The organism is Stenotrophomonas acidaminiphila, from assembly GCF_001431595.1.
Classification (GTDB): Bacteria; Pseudomonadota; Gammaproteobacteria; order Xanthomonadales; family Xanthomonadaceae; genus Stenotrophomonas; species Stenotrophomonas acidaminiphila.
In genome coordinates this window covers 1-17,186 of the sequence record NZ_LDJO01000010.1, presented here as the reverse complement: position 1 = coordinate 17,186, position 17,186 = coordinate 1, and the positions used below count along the sequence as shown (strand labels likewise).

The 17,186-nt window shown below is 69.7% G+C and carries 12 protein-coding genes and 2 pseudogenes; 7 read left to right on the top strand and 7 right to left on the bottom strand.

The annotated features are described in order from the left end of the window. Positions 1 to 98: 98 nt before the first annotated feature. Positions 99 to 347, top strand: coding sequence for a hypothetical protein (locus ABB33_RS02445; protein ID WP_056931020.1), 249 nt, complete (start codon positions 99 to 101; stop codon positions 345 to 347). Between the two features lie 106 nt (positions 348 to 453). Beyond that, positions 454 to 2,910: a DUF3772 domain-containing protein gene (locus ABB33_RS02440; protein ID WP_056931019.1), complete on the top strand. Its 2,457-nt coding sequence runs from the start codon at positions 454 to 456 to the stop codon at positions 2,908 to 2,910. An 82-nt stretch (positions 2,911 to 2,992) separates the two neighbouring features. Here the strand turns inward: ABB33_RS02440 and ABB33_RS02435 are convergent, their stop codons facing one another. Continuing rightward, the gene (locus ABB33_RS02435; RefSeq protein WP_056931039.1) at positions 2,993 to 5,095 is read right to left on the bottom strand and encodes a phosphoglycerol transferase I; all 2,103 of its coding nucleotides are present in this window, start codon (positions 5,093 to 5,095) and stop codon (positions 2,993 to 2,995) included. Between the two features lie 327 nt (positions 5,096 to 5,422). Then, positions 5,423 to 7,075, bottom strand: coding sequence for an ABC1 kinase family protein (locus tag ABB33_RS02430; RefSeq protein ID WP_082594954.1), 1,653 nt, complete (start codon positions 7,073 to 7,075; stop codon positions 5,423 to 5,425). A 179-nt stretch (positions 7,076 to 7,254) separates the two neighbouring features. Between ABB33_RS02430 and ABB33_RS02425 the strand changes: the two genes are divergently transcribed. Continuing rightward, a complete protein-coding gene (locus ABB33_RS02425; protein WP_056931018.1) occupies positions 7,255 to 8,163 on the top strand; it encodes a DUF808 domain-containing protein in 909 nt (302 codons plus the stop codon). Positions 8,164 to 8,217: 54 nt separating this feature from the next. Here the strand turns inward: ABB33_RS02425 and ABB33_RS02420 are convergent, their stop codons facing one another. Beyond that, the gene (locus tag ABB33_RS02420) at positions 8,218 to 8,616 is read right to left on the bottom strand and encodes a helix-turn-helix transcriptional regulator (protein WP_225546644.1); all 399 of its coding nucleotides are present in this window, start codon (positions 8,614 to 8,616) and stop codon (positions 8,218 to 8,220) included. A 253-nt stretch (positions 8,617 to 8,869) separates the two neighbouring features. Here ABB33_RS02420 and ABB33_RS19020 point away from each other — a divergent pair. The 3 genes and pseudogenes from ABB33_RS19020 to ABB33_RS02410 form a co-directional block, all read left to right on the top strand. Next, positions 8,870 to 9,300: pseudogene (locus ABB33_RS19020) on the top strand (hemolysin D); the annotation flags it as partial. Beyond that, positions 9,255 to 9,863, top strand: a pseudogene (locus tag ABB33_RS02415) (ATP-binding cassette domain-containing protein); the annotation flags it as partial. The pseudogenes ABB33_RS19020 and ABB33_RS02415, both read left to right, overlap by 46 nt. Positions 9,864 to 10,127: 264 nt before the next feature. After that, positions 10,128 to 12,875, top strand: a complete 2,748-nt coding sequence (locus tag ABB33_RS02410; protein WP_248842441.1) for a M16 family metallopeptidase — start codon at positions 10,128 to 10,130, stop codon at positions 12,873 to 12,875. An 80-nt stretch (positions 12,876 to 12,955) separates the two neighbouring features. Here ABB33_RS02410 and ABB33_RS02405 read toward each other — a convergent pair whose 3' ends face one another. Further along, positions 12,956 to 14,506: a GGDEF domain-containing protein gene (locus tag ABB33_RS02405; RefSeq protein WP_054667896.1), complete on the bottom strand. Its 1,551-nt coding sequence runs from the start codon at positions 14,504 to 14,506 to the stop codon at positions 12,956 to 12,958. Positions 14,507 to 14,607: 101 nt separating this feature from the next. On the opposite strand from ABB33_RS02405, the gene ABB33_RS02400 reads away from it, so the two are divergent. After that, positions 14,608 to 15,240: a Rossmann-fold NAD(P)-binding domain-containing protein gene (locus ABB33_RS02400; RefSeq protein WP_054667894.1), complete on the top strand. Its 633-nt coding sequence runs from the start codon at positions 14,608 to 14,610 to the stop codon at positions 15,238 to 15,240. Between the two features lie 26 nt (positions 15,241 to 15,266). Here ABB33_RS02400 and ABB33_RS02395 read toward each other — a convergent pair whose 3' ends face one another. The 3 genes from ABB33_RS02395 to ABB33_RS02385 are packed head-to-tail and all read right to left on the bottom strand — an operon-like array spanning position 15,267 to position 17,127. After that, positions 15,267 to 16,025, bottom strand: coding sequence for an SDR family NAD(P)-dependent oxidoreductase (locus ABB33_RS02395; protein WP_054667892.1), 759 nt, complete (start codon positions 16,023 to 16,025; stop codon positions 15,267 to 15,269). A gap of 52 nt (positions 16,026 to 16,077) precedes the next feature. Further along, complete coding sequence (locus ABB33_RS02390; RefSeq protein WP_054667891.1) at positions 16,078 to 16,464, bottom strand: VOC family protein; 387 nt, start codon at positions 16,462 to 16,464, stop codon at positions 16,078 to 16,080. A gap of 30 nt (positions 16,465 to 16,494) precedes the next feature. After that, complete coding sequence (locus ABB33_RS02385) at positions 16,495 to 17,127, bottom strand: DUF998 domain-containing protein (RefSeq protein ID WP_082594951.1); 633 nt, start codon at positions 17,125 to 17,127, stop codon at positions 16,495 to 16,497. Positions 17,128 to 17,186 lie beyond the last annotated feature (59 nt).

Here is a 17,186-nt window from a genome sequence, read left to right as displayed (position 1 = left end):
TAGGGCAGCGCCGGTGAATGCGGCGTGGGCGCCGCCCGCGGGCCACCCGCGGCCGCGCGCTTGCGCTAGGCTTGCCGTTCCGAAAACGGGAGAGGCCCATGTACGCGGTGATCCTTCTCAAGGACCCGGAGCGCTACGCGCGCGAAAGCTGGGAGCAGGTGCCGGACCTGGTCGAGTACGAGGGCGCGAGCTACTCGCTGCGCGCCGGGCCGCGGCAGCCGCTGGCGACCGACCGGCAGTGGGACCCGGTGGCGGTGTATGCCCCCGATGAGTTCACCGAAGAGGAATTCCAGGACCTGTACGCGGCGCATCGCCCGCACGTCGCCGAGCTTGGCCTGAAGTACTGAGGGCCGCCCTGGCGCGGGCCGGCGCGCCGTTGGCGGAGCGTGGACGCGGGCTGTCTTATAGTCCGCACACGCGCGGTGGTCCGCGCATGCCTGCCGGTCCACCGCCTTGTCCTTCCGCTACCGTTTTTCGTTGCCGCGCGCGTTGTTGCTGGTGTTCCTGCTGGTCGGCAGCGGGGTATCGGCCGGGGTGGCCGCGGCGGTCGATACCACCACCGGGGCGCCATCGCCGCAGGCCCGCATCACCCAGGCCGAGCGCGCGCTGCAGGCGGTACGCCGCTCGCTCGACGACGCCGACGCGCCGGAAACGCTGCGGACGCTGTCCGAGCAGGCGCTGCAGGCCAGGCGCGATGCCGATGCGGCGGTGGCTGCGCTGGCGCCGCAGCTGGAACAGATCGACGCCCGCATCGCCCAGCTCGGGCCGCTGGACGACGGCGCCACCGAGGAACGCAGCATCAGCCGCCAGCGCGGCGCGCTGGACCAGCAGCGCAGCCAGCTCGATGCGGACATCAAGCGCGGCAAGCTGCTGGCCGAGGATGCGCGGCAGCTGAGCGATTCGATCGAGAAGACGCGCGCCCAGCAGTTCGGCGAGCAGCTCGGGCGCAAGGTCGGCTCACCGCTGTCGCCGGCGCTGTGGCGGCAGTTCGCCGCCAGCCTGCCCGACGACCTGGCGCGGCTGCAGGGGCTTTACCGGCAGGCCGCCGGCGGCCTGAAGGCGGCGGTGGCGGCGCACGGCTGGACCGCGCCGCTGGTGGGCGCGGGACTGGCATTGCTGATGGTGTTCCCGCTGCGCTTGTGGCTGCGCCGCCTGGGCCGCCGCTACGCTGCCTCCGAGCGGGCCCCGGACGGGCGCCTGCGGCGCTCCGGGCTGGCGGTGTGGCTGCTGCTGGTCGGCACCCTGTTGCCGGGCTTCGCGGCGATGGTCGTGGTCGCCAGCCTGCGCGGCATATCGGCGATTCCACCGCGGCTGGAATCGGTGGCCGACATCTTCGTCCTGGCCAGCTTCGTGGCCGCCTTCTACGCCGCGCTGGCGGCCAGCCTGCTGGTGCCGCACCGGCCGTCATGGCGGCTGCTGGGCATCGACGACGTCGCCGCACTGCACCTGCGCCGGTTCGCCTGGGGCGCAGCCGGACTGACCTGGCTGTCCGCGCTGCTGCGCGAGATCAACCGCTCGGCGCGCACCTCCACGGTGAGCACGGTCACGCTCGATGGCCTGGTCGCGTTGAGCTACGTGGCGTTGATCATGGCGGCACTGGTGACGCTGGCGCGGCTGCACCGGCGCCGTGCCGCGGCGGCCGCGCAGGCCGAGCAGGCCGAGCAGGAGGCGGGCGCCGCCGCCGATGGCAGGCCGCCACGCGCCACCCGCAGCGGCTGGCTGGTGCTGGCGCGGCTGGGCGGGCACCTGACCGTGCTGTCGGCGCTGGTGGCCACGCTGCTGGGCTATCTCAACTTCGCGATGTTCCTCGCCCAGCAGATGGTATGGGTCACCGTGGTGGTGATGGCGGTGGCGCTGCTGACCCGCTTCGCCGACGACCTGTCGCTGTGGCTGTTCGCGCCGGACAGCGCTTTCGGCCGTACCCTGCGGCTGTCCACCGGCGTGTCGCCGGCACGCATGGAACAGGCCGGCGTGCTGCTGTCGGCGGTGCTGCGGATCGGCGTGGTGCTGCTGGGCATCGCCGCGGTGGTGGTGTGGTTCGGCAATACCGCGGCCCTGTCGGCCTGGGCGGACACGTTGAACACCGGGCTGAAGATCGGCGGGCAGACGCTGCGCCCGTCGGCGCTGCTGTGGGCGCTGCTGGTGCTGCTGCTCGGCCTGGGCCTGATGAAGGTGCTGCAGCAGTGGCTGGTGGACACCTGGCTGCCGCGGACCGGCCTGGACAGCGGCGCGCGCAATTCGATCAGCACCGTCGCCCGTTACCTGGGCATCGCGCTGGCGGTGCTGTGGTCGCTGGCCACGCTGGGCATCGGGTTCGAGAAGCTGGCGCTGCTGGCCAGCGCGCTGTCGGTGGGCATCGGCTTCGGCCTGCAGGCGATCACCCAGAACTTCGTTTCCGGCCTGATCCTGCTCGCCGAGCGCCCGGTGAAGATCGGCGACTGGGTGAAGATCGGCGACCAGGAGGGCGACATCCGCCGCATCTCGGTGCGTTCGACCGAGATCCAGGTGGGCGACAAGTCCACCCTGATCGTGCCCAACTCCGAGCTGATCACCAAGACCATCCGCAACATGACGATGGCCAACGCGCTGGGCCGCGTGCAGATCCAGTTCTCGGTGCCGCTGGGTGCCGACGTGGGACGCGTGCGGCAGTTGCTGCTCGAGCTGTTCGCGGGCCACGAGAAGGTGCTGGACGAGCCGGCGCCGTCGGTGTTCATCGATTCGATCAGTGGCGGCCTGGTGGCGCTGAACTGCTTTGCCTACGTGTCCAGTCCGCGTGCGGTGTATGGCGTGCGCTCGGACCTGCTGTTCGCATTGCTGCAGGCCACCGCCGAGCAGGGCATCGCGCTGGTGACTCCGACCGACGTACGTGTCCTGCACGCCGATCCGCAGGCCGACGACCCCGTGCAGTAAACCGCTGCCGGCCCCGGCGCCACCCGCGGCGGGGCTGCGTCGGACGCGTTCGCCGTGTTCGCCGCGGAGGCCGCGCCGCGGCTCAGGAACGCGGGCGGCCGCCGATCGCCGGCACCAGCGCGTAGCGCTCCACCGCCAGCGTCTCGGCGTGGCCCAGCCAGGCGCGGATCTCCAGGTCGTCGATCTGTTCCTCCAGGCCCAGCGGCAGGCTGATGCGGCCGTCGCTGTCCGGCTGCACCCATTGCTGTGCCACCACCACCTTGCGCTGCGCCGACACCGCCTCGACCCAGAACGCGCGTGCGGGGCGCTGGCTGGCGTACAGCTCCAGCACGTACTGGCCGGGGCGGGTGGGTTGCGCGGTGCGGCTGATCATGCGCGACTGGCGCACGCTCGGGCGTGGACCATGGAACGGCTCCAGCGGGGCGTCCACGGCGATGCCGCGGCGCAGCTGCGCGTCGCGGTACAGGCGCATGCCCTGGTCGCTGTCCACCAGCAACGCGCACCAGTGGCCATCGGCAGAGGCGTCCTCGAAAGCGGTGCAGCGATCCACATAGGCGAGGCGATGGCTGGGGTCGGCCTCGTCGAAGCGGCGCGAGGTGTTCTCCAGGTACACCGATTCCAGCGCCCATTGCGCGTCGTACTCCAGCAGCACCGGCGGCTTCACCTTCTGAACGCCGACAAGTACCTGGTCGTCCTCCAGGCGCAGCATGCGGGTCTGTTCGCCCAGCCACAGCGAACGCGCGAACGCGCGGTAGCGTGCGTAGTCCGCCGGATCGGCCTTCAGTGCGGCGACGCTGGCACTAGCCGCGCGCGGGGTGGCCAGCAGCGAGCGGCCGAAGCCGATCGCGTCGATGGCCGGGTCCAGCAGCTGCAGCAGGGTGGCGCCCGAGTCCAGGGTCGTGCCGGCGCTGGCGGCCAGCTGGCGCGGGGCGATGTCCTTGCCGAGGAACAGCAGCAGGTTCTCGCGCTGCAGGGTTTCCAGCACGTGGCTCAGGTCGTTGGGCATGGCCAAGTGGTCGGAGGCGACCACCACCAGGGTGTCGTCGCCGAACTCGCTGGCGCGGATCCGGTCCACCAGCCGCGCGATCAGCCGGTCGGTGCATTTGAGCGCATTGAGCAGGCCGATGTCGCCGTGGGCGCTGCGGTAGCGCGTGCCCTTGCACGCGACCGGCAGGTGCCCGGCCGGATGGTGGGTATCCATGGTCAGCGCGGTGAGCATGAACGGCTGGCCGGCACGCGACAGCTCGATGAAACGGTCGAAGGCGCGTTCCAGCAGCACGTCGTCGTGGATGCCCCAGTTGGAGAAGTGCCGGGCGGCGATGCGCTGCTGGTGGAACCACGCCAGGTCGCGGATGTCGTCGTAACCGTGGCTGGCGAGAAAATCGGCCTTCGCCGCGAACTGACCGTTGGCGCCGCCCATGTAGTGGTTGCTGTAGCCCTGCTTTCTCAGATAGTCGCCCAGGCAGAATGCTTCCGGCAGGAAGCTGCCCATGCGGCCCATGCTGTTCTCGTCGCCCTGCGCGGTGGTCAGCGGCACCCCGCACATGGATGACACCAGCCCGGCGATGGTCCAGCCGCTGCCGTCGGCCGAGGCGATGCCGCGCAGGTCCAGCGCCTGCCCGGCCAGCCGTTTCAGGTTGGGCATCAATCCGGGGAAAACGGTCTCGTCCAGGTAGGTGCGCTCCAGGCTTTCGCCGTAGATCCACACGATGTTCCGCGGGCGCGCCAGCGTCCGGGTGGGCACCACGTACTCCGGCGCCACCGCGCTGTAGTCGACCGGCTTCATCTGCTGGTACATGCGCCGCGCATCGCCATACAGCGGGCTGCCGATCACGGCGACCGCCAGCAGCACCGCGAATCCCGCGCTCAGCACGCCGCCATGCCGTGGCAGGTGGAAGCGGCGCACCCGCACCAGCAGCAGCGGAACCAGCGAAAGTACGACCAGCACGGCGAACGCGGCGATGTACCCCGTGAAGTCGCCGACGCCAGCACCTTCCATGTCGCTGCGCAGGTGGTAGAGCGTGGCCGAGTTGATGCCGTCACCGCTGAGCCGGTCGATCAGCCACCAGGCGCTGAATGCCAGCAGTGCCAGCGACAGCAGGCCCGCCTTGAGCCGCGCCAGCATGGGCGTGGACAGCAACAACACGAACAGGGCGGGCAGGTACAGCCAGAAGGTCCAATGCATGCGGTCGCTTGGGTAGTGGAAACGGAAGGCGCCTCGCTGCCAGGGGAGCAAAGGCGCGATCCACAGGCCCATGTCAGGCTCATGAAGCGTGGATGACAGAAATCATGCACAGACGAACCTGACTGAAATGTTTGCAGGAAGCGGCACACTGCACGCTGGCGTGCGGCGGATGCCCGCGCGGGTGCATTTCCCGCGGAGCGCATGTGTGCGCGGCTCTGCGCGCCCCGTTCTGGTGCGCTGCGTCATGCCGTCATGCCGCGACGATGCGCCGCTACCTGCCGGATACGGCCGGCTTCAGGACGATGGCGCGCGTGCCGCGCGTACTGCTCAGCGGTGTCCGCGCTCTTCGCGCGCGCGGGCACGGGTGCGGCGGTCGAACAGCAACGCGCTGACGATCAGGCCCAGGCCGATCACCACGCCCACGAGGAACAGCAGCATCGCGAACGCCGGGTAGCCGAACAGCGAGAAGTGGCTGGGCACCCGCATCAGCAGCGCCGACGACAGCAGCAGCGCGGCCGTGATCAGGCCGGCGGCGATGCGGTTGGCCACCTTCTGGATGTTCTCCATCAGTCGCGATTCCTCAAGCCCGGTGACCTTCATCTGCAGCCGGTTCTCGGCCACCAGGCTGAGGATGTCGGACACCCGCCGCGGTCCGGTGCGCAGCAGCTGCTGCAGCTCCATCGCCTCGCTGGCGACGTTGGCCATCGACAGTGACTTGACCAGGCGCGCACGCATCACGTGCTGCAGCTGGCGCTCGACCACGCCGCGCGTATCCAGCTCCGGCGCCAGCAGCCGGCACGCGCCTTCCAGGTTGAGCAGGGCCTTGCCGAGCAGGCTCAGTTCCGGCGGCGTGCGCAGGTCGCAGGCAGTGGCGATGCGCACGATCTCCAGCACAACGCGGCCCTCGGACAGGGTGTCGTTGGCGGCGTAGCGGGCGATCATCTGCCCGGTCAGGCGCAGGTAGCGCTCTTCGTCGTAGTCCTCCAGGCGCGTGCTGATGCCGATGATCTCGTCGGCCACTTCCTCGCCACGCCCGTCCACCGCCGCGAACAGCACCTTGAGCAGGCGTTCGCGCAGGCGCGGCGGCACGTGCGCGACCATGCCCAGGTCGAACACCGCCAGGCGCTGGTCGTCGGTCACCCGCAGGTTGCCCGGATGCGGGTCGGCATGGATCTCACCATGCACGAAGATCTGGTCCAGGTAGCCGCGTACCAGCGCCGCTGCCAGTGGCTGCATCGACTGCTCGGTGCGGCGCACCGGCGGGATCGCGTCCACGCGCACGCCATGCACCAGTTCCATGGTCAGCACCCGCCGCCGGCACAGGTCCCACAGCGGCTGCGGCACCCACAGCTCCGGATACGGTGCCAGGTGCTGGCCAAAGCGCGCCAGGTTCGCCGCCTCCGCCTCGTAGTCCAGCTCCATGCGCAGGGTGGTGGCGAACTCGTCCAGCCAGTCGGCGAAGCGCACCCGGCGGCCGACCCGGGTCAGGTGGTCGGCGGCGCTGGCGAAGCTGCGCAGTACGGCGATATCCGAGCGCAGCTGTGCAGCGACGTCGGGCTTCTGCACCTTGATCGCCACCTCGCGGCCGTCATGGAGCACGGCGCGGTGGACCTGGGCAATGGACGCGCAGCCCAGCGGCTCCGGGTCGAACACGGCGAACAGCTTGCCGACCGGCGCCTCCAGCTCTTCCTCGATCACCGCGCGGACCTGTTCCACCGGGATGGGCGCCACCTGCTCCTGCATGCGCTCCAGCGCGGCCACGTACTCCAGCGGGATCATGTCCGGTCGCGTGGACAGCACCTGGCCGAGCTTGACGAAGGTCGTCCCCAGTGCCTCCAGGTCGGCGACGAACTGCGCCGGGTCGGCGTCCTCGGGCAGCGGGGTGCCACGCGGCGGCTCACCGTCCAGCTGCAGCCCCGAGAACACTCCGGAATTGCGATAGCGCAGCAGCAGCCGCAGGATCTGCTGGCGCCGGCTCATGCTGCCGACGGTGGCGGGCGTGGCCGGATCGTGTTTCGCTGCAGTCAAGGCGTTCTCCCGTGCGGCATGGTCGGGCAGTGTCACTGGCCGCAGGTGGTCGGCGGGTGAACGCGAACGGCCATGTCGCTCGGGCCCGGGATGCGTGACAATCGCCCCCTTCCCACTTTCCACGGTGCCCCATGGCTGGAGCCGGCCTGTTCGCCCTGCTCGACGATATCGCGACCCTGCTCGACGACGTTTCCATCCTGACCAAGGTCGCGGCCAAGAAGACCGCCGGCGTACTCGGCGACGACCTGGCGCTCAACGCGCAGCAGGTCACCGGGGTCAGTGCCGTGCGCGAGCTGCCGGTGGTATGGGCGGTGGCCAAGGGCTCGCTGCTCAACAAGGCGATCCTGGTGCCGGCGGCACTGGCCATCAGCGCGTGGCTGCCGTGGGCGATCACGCCGCTGATGATGCTCGGCGGCGCGTTCCTCTGTTACGAGGGCGTGGAGAAGCTGGCGCACAAGTTCCTCCATGGCAAGGAGGACGAGCAGCGCCACGCCGAGCGGATCCAGGCGCTGGCCGATGCCGAGGTGGACATGGTCGCCTGGGAAAAGGACAAGGTGCGCGGCGCGATCCGTACCGACTTCATCCTCTCGGCCGAGATCATCGTGCTGTCGCTGGGCGTGGTCGCGCACGTGCCGTTCCTGCAGCGGGTGCTGGTGCTGGTGGCCATCGCACTGGCGATGACCGTGTTCGTCTACGGACTGGTCGCAGGCATCGTCAAGCTAGACGACATCGGCCTGTGGCTGCTGCGTCGCGGCCGTGCCGCCGCTGCGCTGGGCCGCGGCATCCTGCGCGCCATGCCGTGGTTGATGCGCGGCCTGTCGATCGCCGGCACCGCGGCGATGTTCCTGGTGGGTGGCGGCATCCTGGTGCACGCGATACCGGCGTTGCACCACCTGCTGGTGGGCTGGATTCCCTCGCCGTCCTGGGAAATCGCGGCCAACGCACTCGGCAGCGTGGTGGTCGGCGTCCTTGTCGGCGCGCTGGTGCTGGCGGCGGTAACGCTGGTGCAGCGCCTGCGGGGTGGCAAGCCGGCGCACTGAGCCGCTTGTCCCGCACCGGTTGAAGGTCGGGCAGGACGCCGGATTGAGCTGGAGTCAGATGCGCGACGTCGCGCCTGCCTCCAGCATCTGCAGCACCATCTTGCGTATGACCGGGCGCGCGTGGCGGAACGCGCGCAGCACGCGTCTTTCCACTGGATCGTCGACCAGTTCGGCATCGGCGGCGGGCGTCCAGTCCTCGCACAGAGAGGGCTCTCCGCGGCCCGTCGCCAGCCATTCGTACGAGACGTCCGTTGCCAGCGCGATGGCGATCAGGCGCGCACTGCTGGGCAAAATTCCGCTGACGGCCTCCCAGTTCCCGACCGCGCTGCGGCTGACGTGCAACACCGAGGCCAGTTGGCCCTGCGTCATTTCCTTCCGCCGTCGTGCCATGCGGATTCGTATGCCGAGGCTTCCCGCCATTCGGTTTTCTCCCCCTTCCAGCAACGTCGCCATTATAGGCATGGCGGGGAAATGGCCCGCGCATCGCGATCGATGCCTGATTGCGCCATTGCATGATGGAATATCAAAAGCGCATGTCAGCAACAATGACGCAATTGGTCATTAATGCTGGCAGCGCTCGCGTTATCGCTTTCGTGCCGGTCGGATGGGTCGGCGGTGTCATTGAATAAGGCGCGCATCAGGGCTTGTCGTAGCGCGGTGGATGGAAAAAGGTGATTCCCCTCCGATGACGATGCATGGGGATGCAATGTCGCAACCGTTGTTCCGCGATGAAGTGCTCAAGGCTCGCCGCACCAGCTGGCTGGGCGGCATTTCGCTGGCGCAACCGCTGCGGCTGTGGGTATTGACCGGGCTGGCGGTAATGGCCGCGTCCGCCATCGTGCTGTTCGTTACCCTGGGGACCTATACCCGCCGTTCCACTGTCACCGGTCAGCTGGTGCCAACGAAGGGATTGGCGACAGTAGTGGCTCCTGCCAGTGGCGTAGTAACGCGCATGGATGTTGCCGAGGGGGGCAGGTCACCGCCGGCGGCACGCTGGCGCCGGTCTCCATGCCGCGTACCACCCAAGGCAGCGGCGACACGCAGGCGGCCCTGGAACAGCACCTGCAGCAACGGCAGAATGGTCTGGTCGCTACACAACAGGCCCAGCACGCACAGTTGCGGGCGCAGGCGCTGGGCTGCTGCTGGGCCTGCTCAAGCCCAGCGAAGGCAGCATCCACGTCGGCGGCCATGACCTACACAAGCTGGGTGCGCGCAACGTGCGCGCCATCGTCGGTGCGGTGATGCAGGACGATCAGCTGTTCGCCGGCAGCATTGCCGACAACATCGGCTTCTTCGACCCCGAGTTCGATCTTGGGCGTGTCGAGCAGGCGGCGCGGCTGGCGGCGGTGCACGATGATATCGCCGCGATGCCGATGGGCTATCACGGCCTGATCGGCGACATGGGCAGTTCGCTGTCCGGTGGGCAGAAGCAGCGCATCATCCTGGCGCGCGCGCTGTACCGGCAGCCGAAACTGCTGTTCCTGGACGAGGCTACCAGCCATCTGGACGTGGGCAACGAACAGCTGGTCAATGCGGCGATCCGGCGCCTGCAGGTTACCCGCGTGATCGTCGCGCATCGCCCCGAAACCATTGCCAGCGCCGATCGCGTGCTGGTGATGGAGCAGGGCCGGATCGTGCAGGAACTGCGCCCGCAGCCCGCATGCGATGCGCCGGCCGGGGAAGTCGAGCATGCGATGTAGGCTTGTTCGATGCACGCCTTCTGGAATGAGAAAGTGTCATGACTACATGCGGGATGGTCATCGGTGTGGGTGGATTGCGCTGGACATGACCGTTTCAGACGGCCGCGTGGATGACGTGGCGAAGCGACGCTGTCAGCTCTGACAGTTGCATGCATGCGCGCGTTGCGGATCAAATCGTTGTTTTGCGGTACATGGGTGCCGTGCAGTGAGCGTCGGTGCGATGCAGGCCGGCATGTCGTACCGATCATTGGACAAGGGGAAATGATGCTGAAACTTTCTTCCTGCGCCCTGGGCGTGGCTCTTTCGTTTGCGTTGATGCCGGCGGTATACGCCAAGGGTGAATCGGCGACGCTGCCGCGGTCGGTGACGGCCGGGCCGTGCATCGAGGGCATCTGCGAATACCGCCTGCCCAACGGCCTGCGGGTGCTGCTGTTCCCCGATGCCAGCAAGCCCACCGTCACCGTCAACCTGGTCTACGGCGTCGGTTCGATGCAGGAGAACTACGGCGAGACCGGCATGGCGCACCTGCTCGAGCACCTGTTGTTCAAGGGTACGCCGAAGCATCCGGACATCCCCGGCGAGATGCAGAAGCGTGGCGTGAACAAGAACGCCACCACGTCGCTGGACCGCACCAACTACTTTGCCTCATTCCCGGCCAATGACGACACGCTGGACTGGCTGCTGGCGATGGAAGCCGACCGCATGCTCAATTCCAGGGTGGCAAAGGCCGACCTGGACAGCGAGATGACCGTCGTCCGCAACGAGATGGAAGCCGGCGACAACAGTCCCGCCGGCGTGCTGATGAAGCGCATGCGCTCGGTCGCCTACGACTGGCACAACTATGCCAACCTGCCCATCGGCGCGCGCTCGGACGTGGAGAACGTGCCGATCGGCAACCTGCAGGCGTTCTATCGCACCTGGTACCAGCCGGACAATGCGCTGCTGATCGTGGCCGGCCGCATCGACGCCGACACCACGCTGTCGCGCATCGCCGCGCATTTCGGGCCGCTGAAGAAGCCGGCCCGCACGCTGCCGGCGTTCCATACCGCCGAACCGACCCAGGACGGCGAGCGCGAGGTGACGGTGCGCCGCAGCGGCGATCTGTCGCTGGTAGCCACCACCTACCACGTGCCGGCACTGGCGCAGGCCGACAGCGCGGCGCTGGCCGTGCTGGGCAACGTGCTGGGGCACACGCCCAGCGGGCGCCTGCACAAGGCACTGGTGGAGACCAAGCTCGCGGCCGGCACCGGTGCCGGCAGCATGAGCATGCGCGATCCGGGGTTGTTCAATGTGATCGCGGTGCTGCCCAGGGAGGGCGATGCGGCCAGGGCCGAGGCCGAACTGCTGCGGCAGGCCGAAGCGATCGCCGCCCGCCCGGTGACCGCGGACGAGGTGGACGCGGCCAAGCAGCGCATCGGCAACGACCAGGAGAACCTGTTCAACAACGTCAACGCAGTGGCGATGGCGCTGTCGGAGTACCAGGCGGCCGGCGACTGGCGCCTGTTGTTCGTGCAGCGTGATGCCATTGCCAAGGTGACGGCCGCGGACGTCAACCGGGTGGCGGCGGCGTACCTGAAGCCGAGCAACCGCACGCTTGGCCGGTTCGTGCCCACCGACGCGCCGGATCGCGCGGAGATTCCCGCCGCCCCGGCGATCGCCAGCGTGGTCGACGGTTACACCGGCCGGGCGGCGGTGGAGGCGGGCGAGGCCTTCGAGGCGACGCCGCAGAATATCGCCGCGCGGACGCAGACGTTCACCCTGGGCGACGGCTTGAAGGTGTCGCTGCTGCCGCGGCGCACGCGCGGGCAGACGGTCACCGTCAACGCCCATTTCGAGTTCGGCAGCGAGCAGGCCATCAGCGGTCGCGATACCGCCGCGCAGTGGGTGGGGTCGATGCTGCTGCGCGGTGCCACCGGGCAGAGCTACGAGCAGCTGGTTGCCCGGTTCGACGCGCTCAAGACCGAGGCCTCCATCGGCGGCAGCCTGCAGGGTGCGCAGATCCGCCTCAGCGGAAAGCGCGAAACCCTGGCCGAGGCGCTGGCGCTGGCCGCGCAGGTACTGCGCCAGCCGGACTTCCCGCAGGCGCAGTTCGAACAGCTGCGGTTGCAGGCGATCACGGGTATCGAGGCGCAGCGCAAGGAGCCGGGCATGCTGGCATCGATGGCGATGGCGACGTACTTCGATCCGTGGCCGGCGGGGCATCCATTGCATGCGGATTCGCTGGACGAGTCGCTGGCCAAGCTCAATGCGCTCAAGCTCGAGGACCTGCGTGCCTGGCACCGTGATTTCTACGGCACCGCGAACGGCCGCATCAGCGTGGTCGGCGACTTCGATCCGGAGGCGGTGAAGACGCAGCTGCAGGCGTTGTTCGCGGGCTGGAAGTCGCCGGCACCCTATGCGCCCATCGCCACCCGCTACCAGCCGCGCGCCGCGCACCGGGAGAGCTTCAGCACTCCCGACAAGCCCAACGCGGTACTGCTGGCGCGGCAGAACCTGTCGCTCAACGTGACCGACGCCGACGCACCGGCGCTGAGCATCGCGGTCGACATCCTGGGGGGCGATCCGCTCAAGTCGCGACTGGCCGATCGCATCCGCCAGCGCGAGGGACTGAGCTACGGCGTGAGCGCCGGGCTGCGTGCGGACGACAGCCGCAGCGGCCGCGACGACAATGGCAGCCTCACGGTGCAGGCCATCGCCGCGCCGGAGAACATGGGCAAGGTCGAGAATGCCCTGCGCGAGGAGCTGGCGCGGTTGGTGGCCGACGGCGTCACCGAGCAGGAACTGCGCGATGCCGTAGCCGCGCGCATGGTCCAGCGCGAGCAGTCACGGGCCAGCGATGGGGCGGTGGCCGGACTGCTGCAGGAACTGCTCGACTACGATCGCTCCATGGCGTTCGTGATCGAGCGCGACGCGGCCTACCGGTCGCTGACCGTCGACCGGGTCAATGCCGCGATCCGCACGCACCTCAAGCCCGAAAGCCTGAGCGTGTTCGTGGCCGGCGATTTCAAGTAGGTAGATGCCGGGGCGGCCCTGCTGGCCGCCCCGGTCGCATGGAGGGGGCGGCACGGCCGCGGTCGATGCCGGTGGCGGGTTCAGTCGGCGTTGCCGACCCGGTCGCGGCCGGCCTGCTTGGCCGCGTAGAGCGCGCGGTCGGCCCGCTGCAGGAGGGTCTCGGCCGATTCGTCGGGGCGCCATTGCGCGACGCCGGCGCTGAAGCGCACGTGCACGCGCTGGCCGTCGTGCAGGAACGGGCGATGGGCCAGCGCTTCCTGCAGCCGGCGCAGCTGCGCGTCGGCCTGCTCCTGGGCCATGCCGGGCAGGACCAGCACGAACTCGTCACCGCCCAGGCGTGCGACCTGGCCCTGGCTGCCCAGCCGCGTCTGCGCGGTGGCCACCAGGTGGCGCAGTGCATGGTCGCCGCCGGCGTGGCCATAGTCGGCGTTGGTCTGGCTGAAATGGTCCAGGTCCAGCATGGCGACGCTGAGCAGCGGCTGCGCGCCGCCCATCGCATCGGCAAGCAGCTCCTGCAGGCCGCGCCGGTTCATGGCCCCGGTCAGCGGATCGGTACGCAGCTGGCTGCCGGCTTCTTCCAGTTCGCGTTCGAGCTGCTGCACGCGCTGTTCGGCCGCCAGTGCCTCGGCGCGGGCGCTGGCCAGGCGGTCGCGCGCGCGCAGTGCCTGCGCCTGGACGCGCGCGGTGTCCTGCAGCACGTTCTGCAGCAACTGGCCCAGATCGGCCAGACTGCGCGCCTGGCGTACCGCGACCGCGTAGCTGGCGATCCGGTCGTGGTAGTCGCCGGTCTCCGAGGCCATGCCCTCGACCTGCTCGACGAAATCGACCATCAGCTCCTTCATCGCCTCCTTGGATTCCTCGATGCCCTGCCGCAGCACGCCCTGGCGGTAGATCACCGCGCGCAGGTCATTGCGGGTACGTTCCAGCGAGGTGCGGTCCAACGGGCCGGCCAGTACCTGCCGCACGTTGCCGATCTGGCCGTGGAGCCAGCTGCCGCCGTCGACCAGTTCGGCGATGTTCTGCAGCAGCAGGTCGAACAGGTTGAGCAGCAGGTCGTGTTGTTCGTGCAGCACGTCGTTGCGCACCCCGACCTGGTGGCAGAGTTCGCGCAGGTGCTGCTCCACCGGCTCCAGCGATTGCCCGGATTGCCAGCCGTGCAGTTCGTCGCCCATGCGCCGGGCCTGGGCTTCCAGTTCCGGTGCCTGCTGCAGCAGGCTGGACAGTACCGCGCCCAGGGTGTTGCGCAGCATGTCGCGCAGGCGCTCGGCCTCGCTGTTGCCCCCGGGTGCCGGCTCCAGTTCGATGGTGCGGATGTACTTGTCGATCAGCTGGCGCAGCAGGCGGCCATAGCGTTCCCACTCCTGGCGGTCGCAGGCACTGTGCAGCAGCCGGCCGAGGTCGCCCAGCTCCCCGGGCAGGCTGGACATGCCCTGGGCGAAGGCATGCAGCAGCGCATCGGGAGAATGGGCGTGGCTGAAGATCCGCTGCAGCGGCGTCGTGCCGTGGCCGTGCGCGGTGGCCTTGTGCGCAGGCGCGCCCGGTGCCGGGGCTTCGGCCATGACCTGCCGGCGTGACAGGATGCGTCCCAGTCCGGCAGGCTTGGAGGGCGGGGTATCGTTGCTGTCGGCCATCGCGAGGCGTTTCCGGACGGGCTGTACGGGCAGGGGATCGGTGTTCCCCATTATCGGCGAGGCGGATGCCGGCTTGAACTGCCGGGCGAAGGAGGAACGGGATGCGTGTACTGCTGGCTGGCGCCACCGGGCTGGTGGGGTCACAGGTGCTGATGCGGTTGCTGGCCGATGCGCGCTGCACGGCCGTCGTCGCGCCGGCGCGGCGGCCATTGCCGTTGCAGCATCCGCGCCTGCTCGGGCCGCTGCTGGATTTCGATGCGCTGCCGCTGGAGGCACCCTGGTGGCAGGTGGATGCGGCGATCTGCGCACTGGGCTCGACCCTGAAGCAGGCCGGCTCGCGGCAGGCCTTCGCGCGCATCGACCACGGCTACCCGCTGGCCATCGCCCGCGCGGTGAAGGCGCACGGCTGCCCGGTCTTCGCACTGAATTCGGCGATGGGCGCCAACCCGCGTTCGCGGCTCTTCTACAACCGGGTCAAAGGCGAACTGGAACAGGATCTGCGCGCGCTGGAGTTCGCGTCGCTGGCGCTGGTGCGACCGGGGCTGATCGGTGGCGAGCGCAGCGAGCCACGCCCCGGCGAGCAGGCGGCCGCATGGGTGCTGGGTGCGCTGGCACCGGTGCTGCCGCGCGCATGGCGCATCAATCCGGCCGGGCGGATTGCCGCCGCGCTGGTCGAGGCGGCGCTGGCGCCGCGGCCGGGCGTGCAGGTGATCGGGTCGGCGCAGCTGGCGTAGCCGCCGCGCGCCGGTAGCGGCGGCGCTCAGGCCGGTAGCGACTGGCCGCCATCCACCGCCAGTACCTGCCCGGTGATCCAGCGGGCGGCGGGCGAGCACAGGAACACCGCGGCCGCCGCCACGTCGGCAGGGTCGCCGAAGCCACCGAACGGAATCCGGTCGCGGACGCTTGCGTACAGCGCCGGCTCGGAGGTGCGGCGCTGGTCCCACAGCCCGCCGGGAAAAACGATGGAGCCGGGGGCGATGGCATTGACGCGGATGCGCTCGCGGGCCAGTTCGGTGGCGAGCGTGACGGTGTAATAGTCCAGCGCCGCCTTGGCGGTGGAATAGGCGGTGGCGCGCGGTGTCGGCACGCGCGCGTTGATCGAGCTGACGTTGAGGATGGCCGGTAGCGCGCTGCGCCGCAGGTACGGCAACGCCAGGCGATTGGTGCGCACCGCGGCCATCAGGTCGATGTCGAAGCCGGCCTGCCAGCTGGCGTCGTCGTTGCCGTGGCCGAACCCGGACGCGTTGTTGACCACGATGTCGATGCCGCCCAGTGCGGTGGCGGCCGCTTCCACCCAGGCCTGGATCTGCGCCGGATCGGCCAGGTCGCAGGCCTGCACGTGCACCTGCGCGCCCCCGGCCTGCAGCGTGTCGCGCGCGCGTTGCAGGCCGTCGATCCCGCGTGCGCACAGCCCCAGGCGTGCGCCGTGCCGGGCGAACGCGGTGGCGATGGCCAGGCCGATGCCACGGCTGCCGCCGGCGATCAGGACGCGGGCGTCGCCCAGCTGGTGAACCGTCATCGTGGCATCTTCCGCGGGAACCGGTGGGTATTGTCGCCGCAAAGGCGGCGGTTCACGCCCAGGTCGTGGCCGGCTGCCCGTTGTCGGGGTGCTTCATGCGCACCACGCAGAAGCGGTGGCCGGTCGGCGCCTCCATCACCCACCAGCGCTTGACGAAGCCGATGCGGCGCGCGCCCAGCGCCTCGAGCCGGTCGGCTTCGGCGTCGATGTCGTCCGCTTCGATGTCCAGGTGCACGCGCGGGGCATGGCTGACGCGCTGCACCTCCACGTGCAGGCCGCCGGGCGCGCCGGACAGTCCGGCGTACTGCGCGCCGTCGGTGTCGGTCTCCGCGGCGCGGGGCACCAGCCCCAGCGCGGCGCTCCAGAACCGGGCGGCGGTGCCGGCGTCGGTGCCCTGGCAGTCGATGATGAAGCCGGCCAGGCGGCTGCGATGGGCCATGCGCGTGCTCCTGCGGTGGGAGCGGCGAGCTTACGCCCCTGTCGCGGGCGTGCGTGTGGAGGTCGTGGCCCGCGCCGGTCCGCCGAGCCGCCACGCAGCGACGCACAGTGCGCCATAGACCAGCCATTCGGCCAGCCGCTGCAGCAGCCCGCGCCAGGCCTGCAGCCCGGGTGCGGCCATCAGCACGAACAGCAGCAGCCAGGTGGCCGCCAGCCCGGCCCACAGCAGGCGGATGCCGGCCGGCAGTCGTGGCGCGGTGGCCAGCAGCAGCAGGCCCAGCGCGGTTCCGCCGTAGGTGAGCACGCCCAGCAGGGTATGCAGTTGCTGGCGGATACTGCCGCTTGCCGGACAGCCGAGGTCGCAGGGTGCCAGGGCCGAGCCGATCCAGGCCAGCGGTTCGCACAACAGCAGCCAGTAGCCGACACGACTGGCGCCGCTGACCGGCGCCAGGCGCGCGCAGGCCAGCAGCAGCCAGGCAGCGAGCAGACCCACCGGAACGAAACCGGCCAGGCTGATCAGCCGTGCGTGCGGGCTGCCGCTGGCGCCCAGTTCGCTGATGTACTGGGCCATGTGCGAATAGCCGGGCTTGAGCAGCGCGCCGCCGAACAGCATGCCGAGATAGACGAGCGCGAACAGCGGCACGATCCGGCGGGGATGGGACATGGCGGCTGCGGGCGGGGCGAGGGCGCCGGGTCAGCGGGGGGCGCTGCCGAGGAACAGCT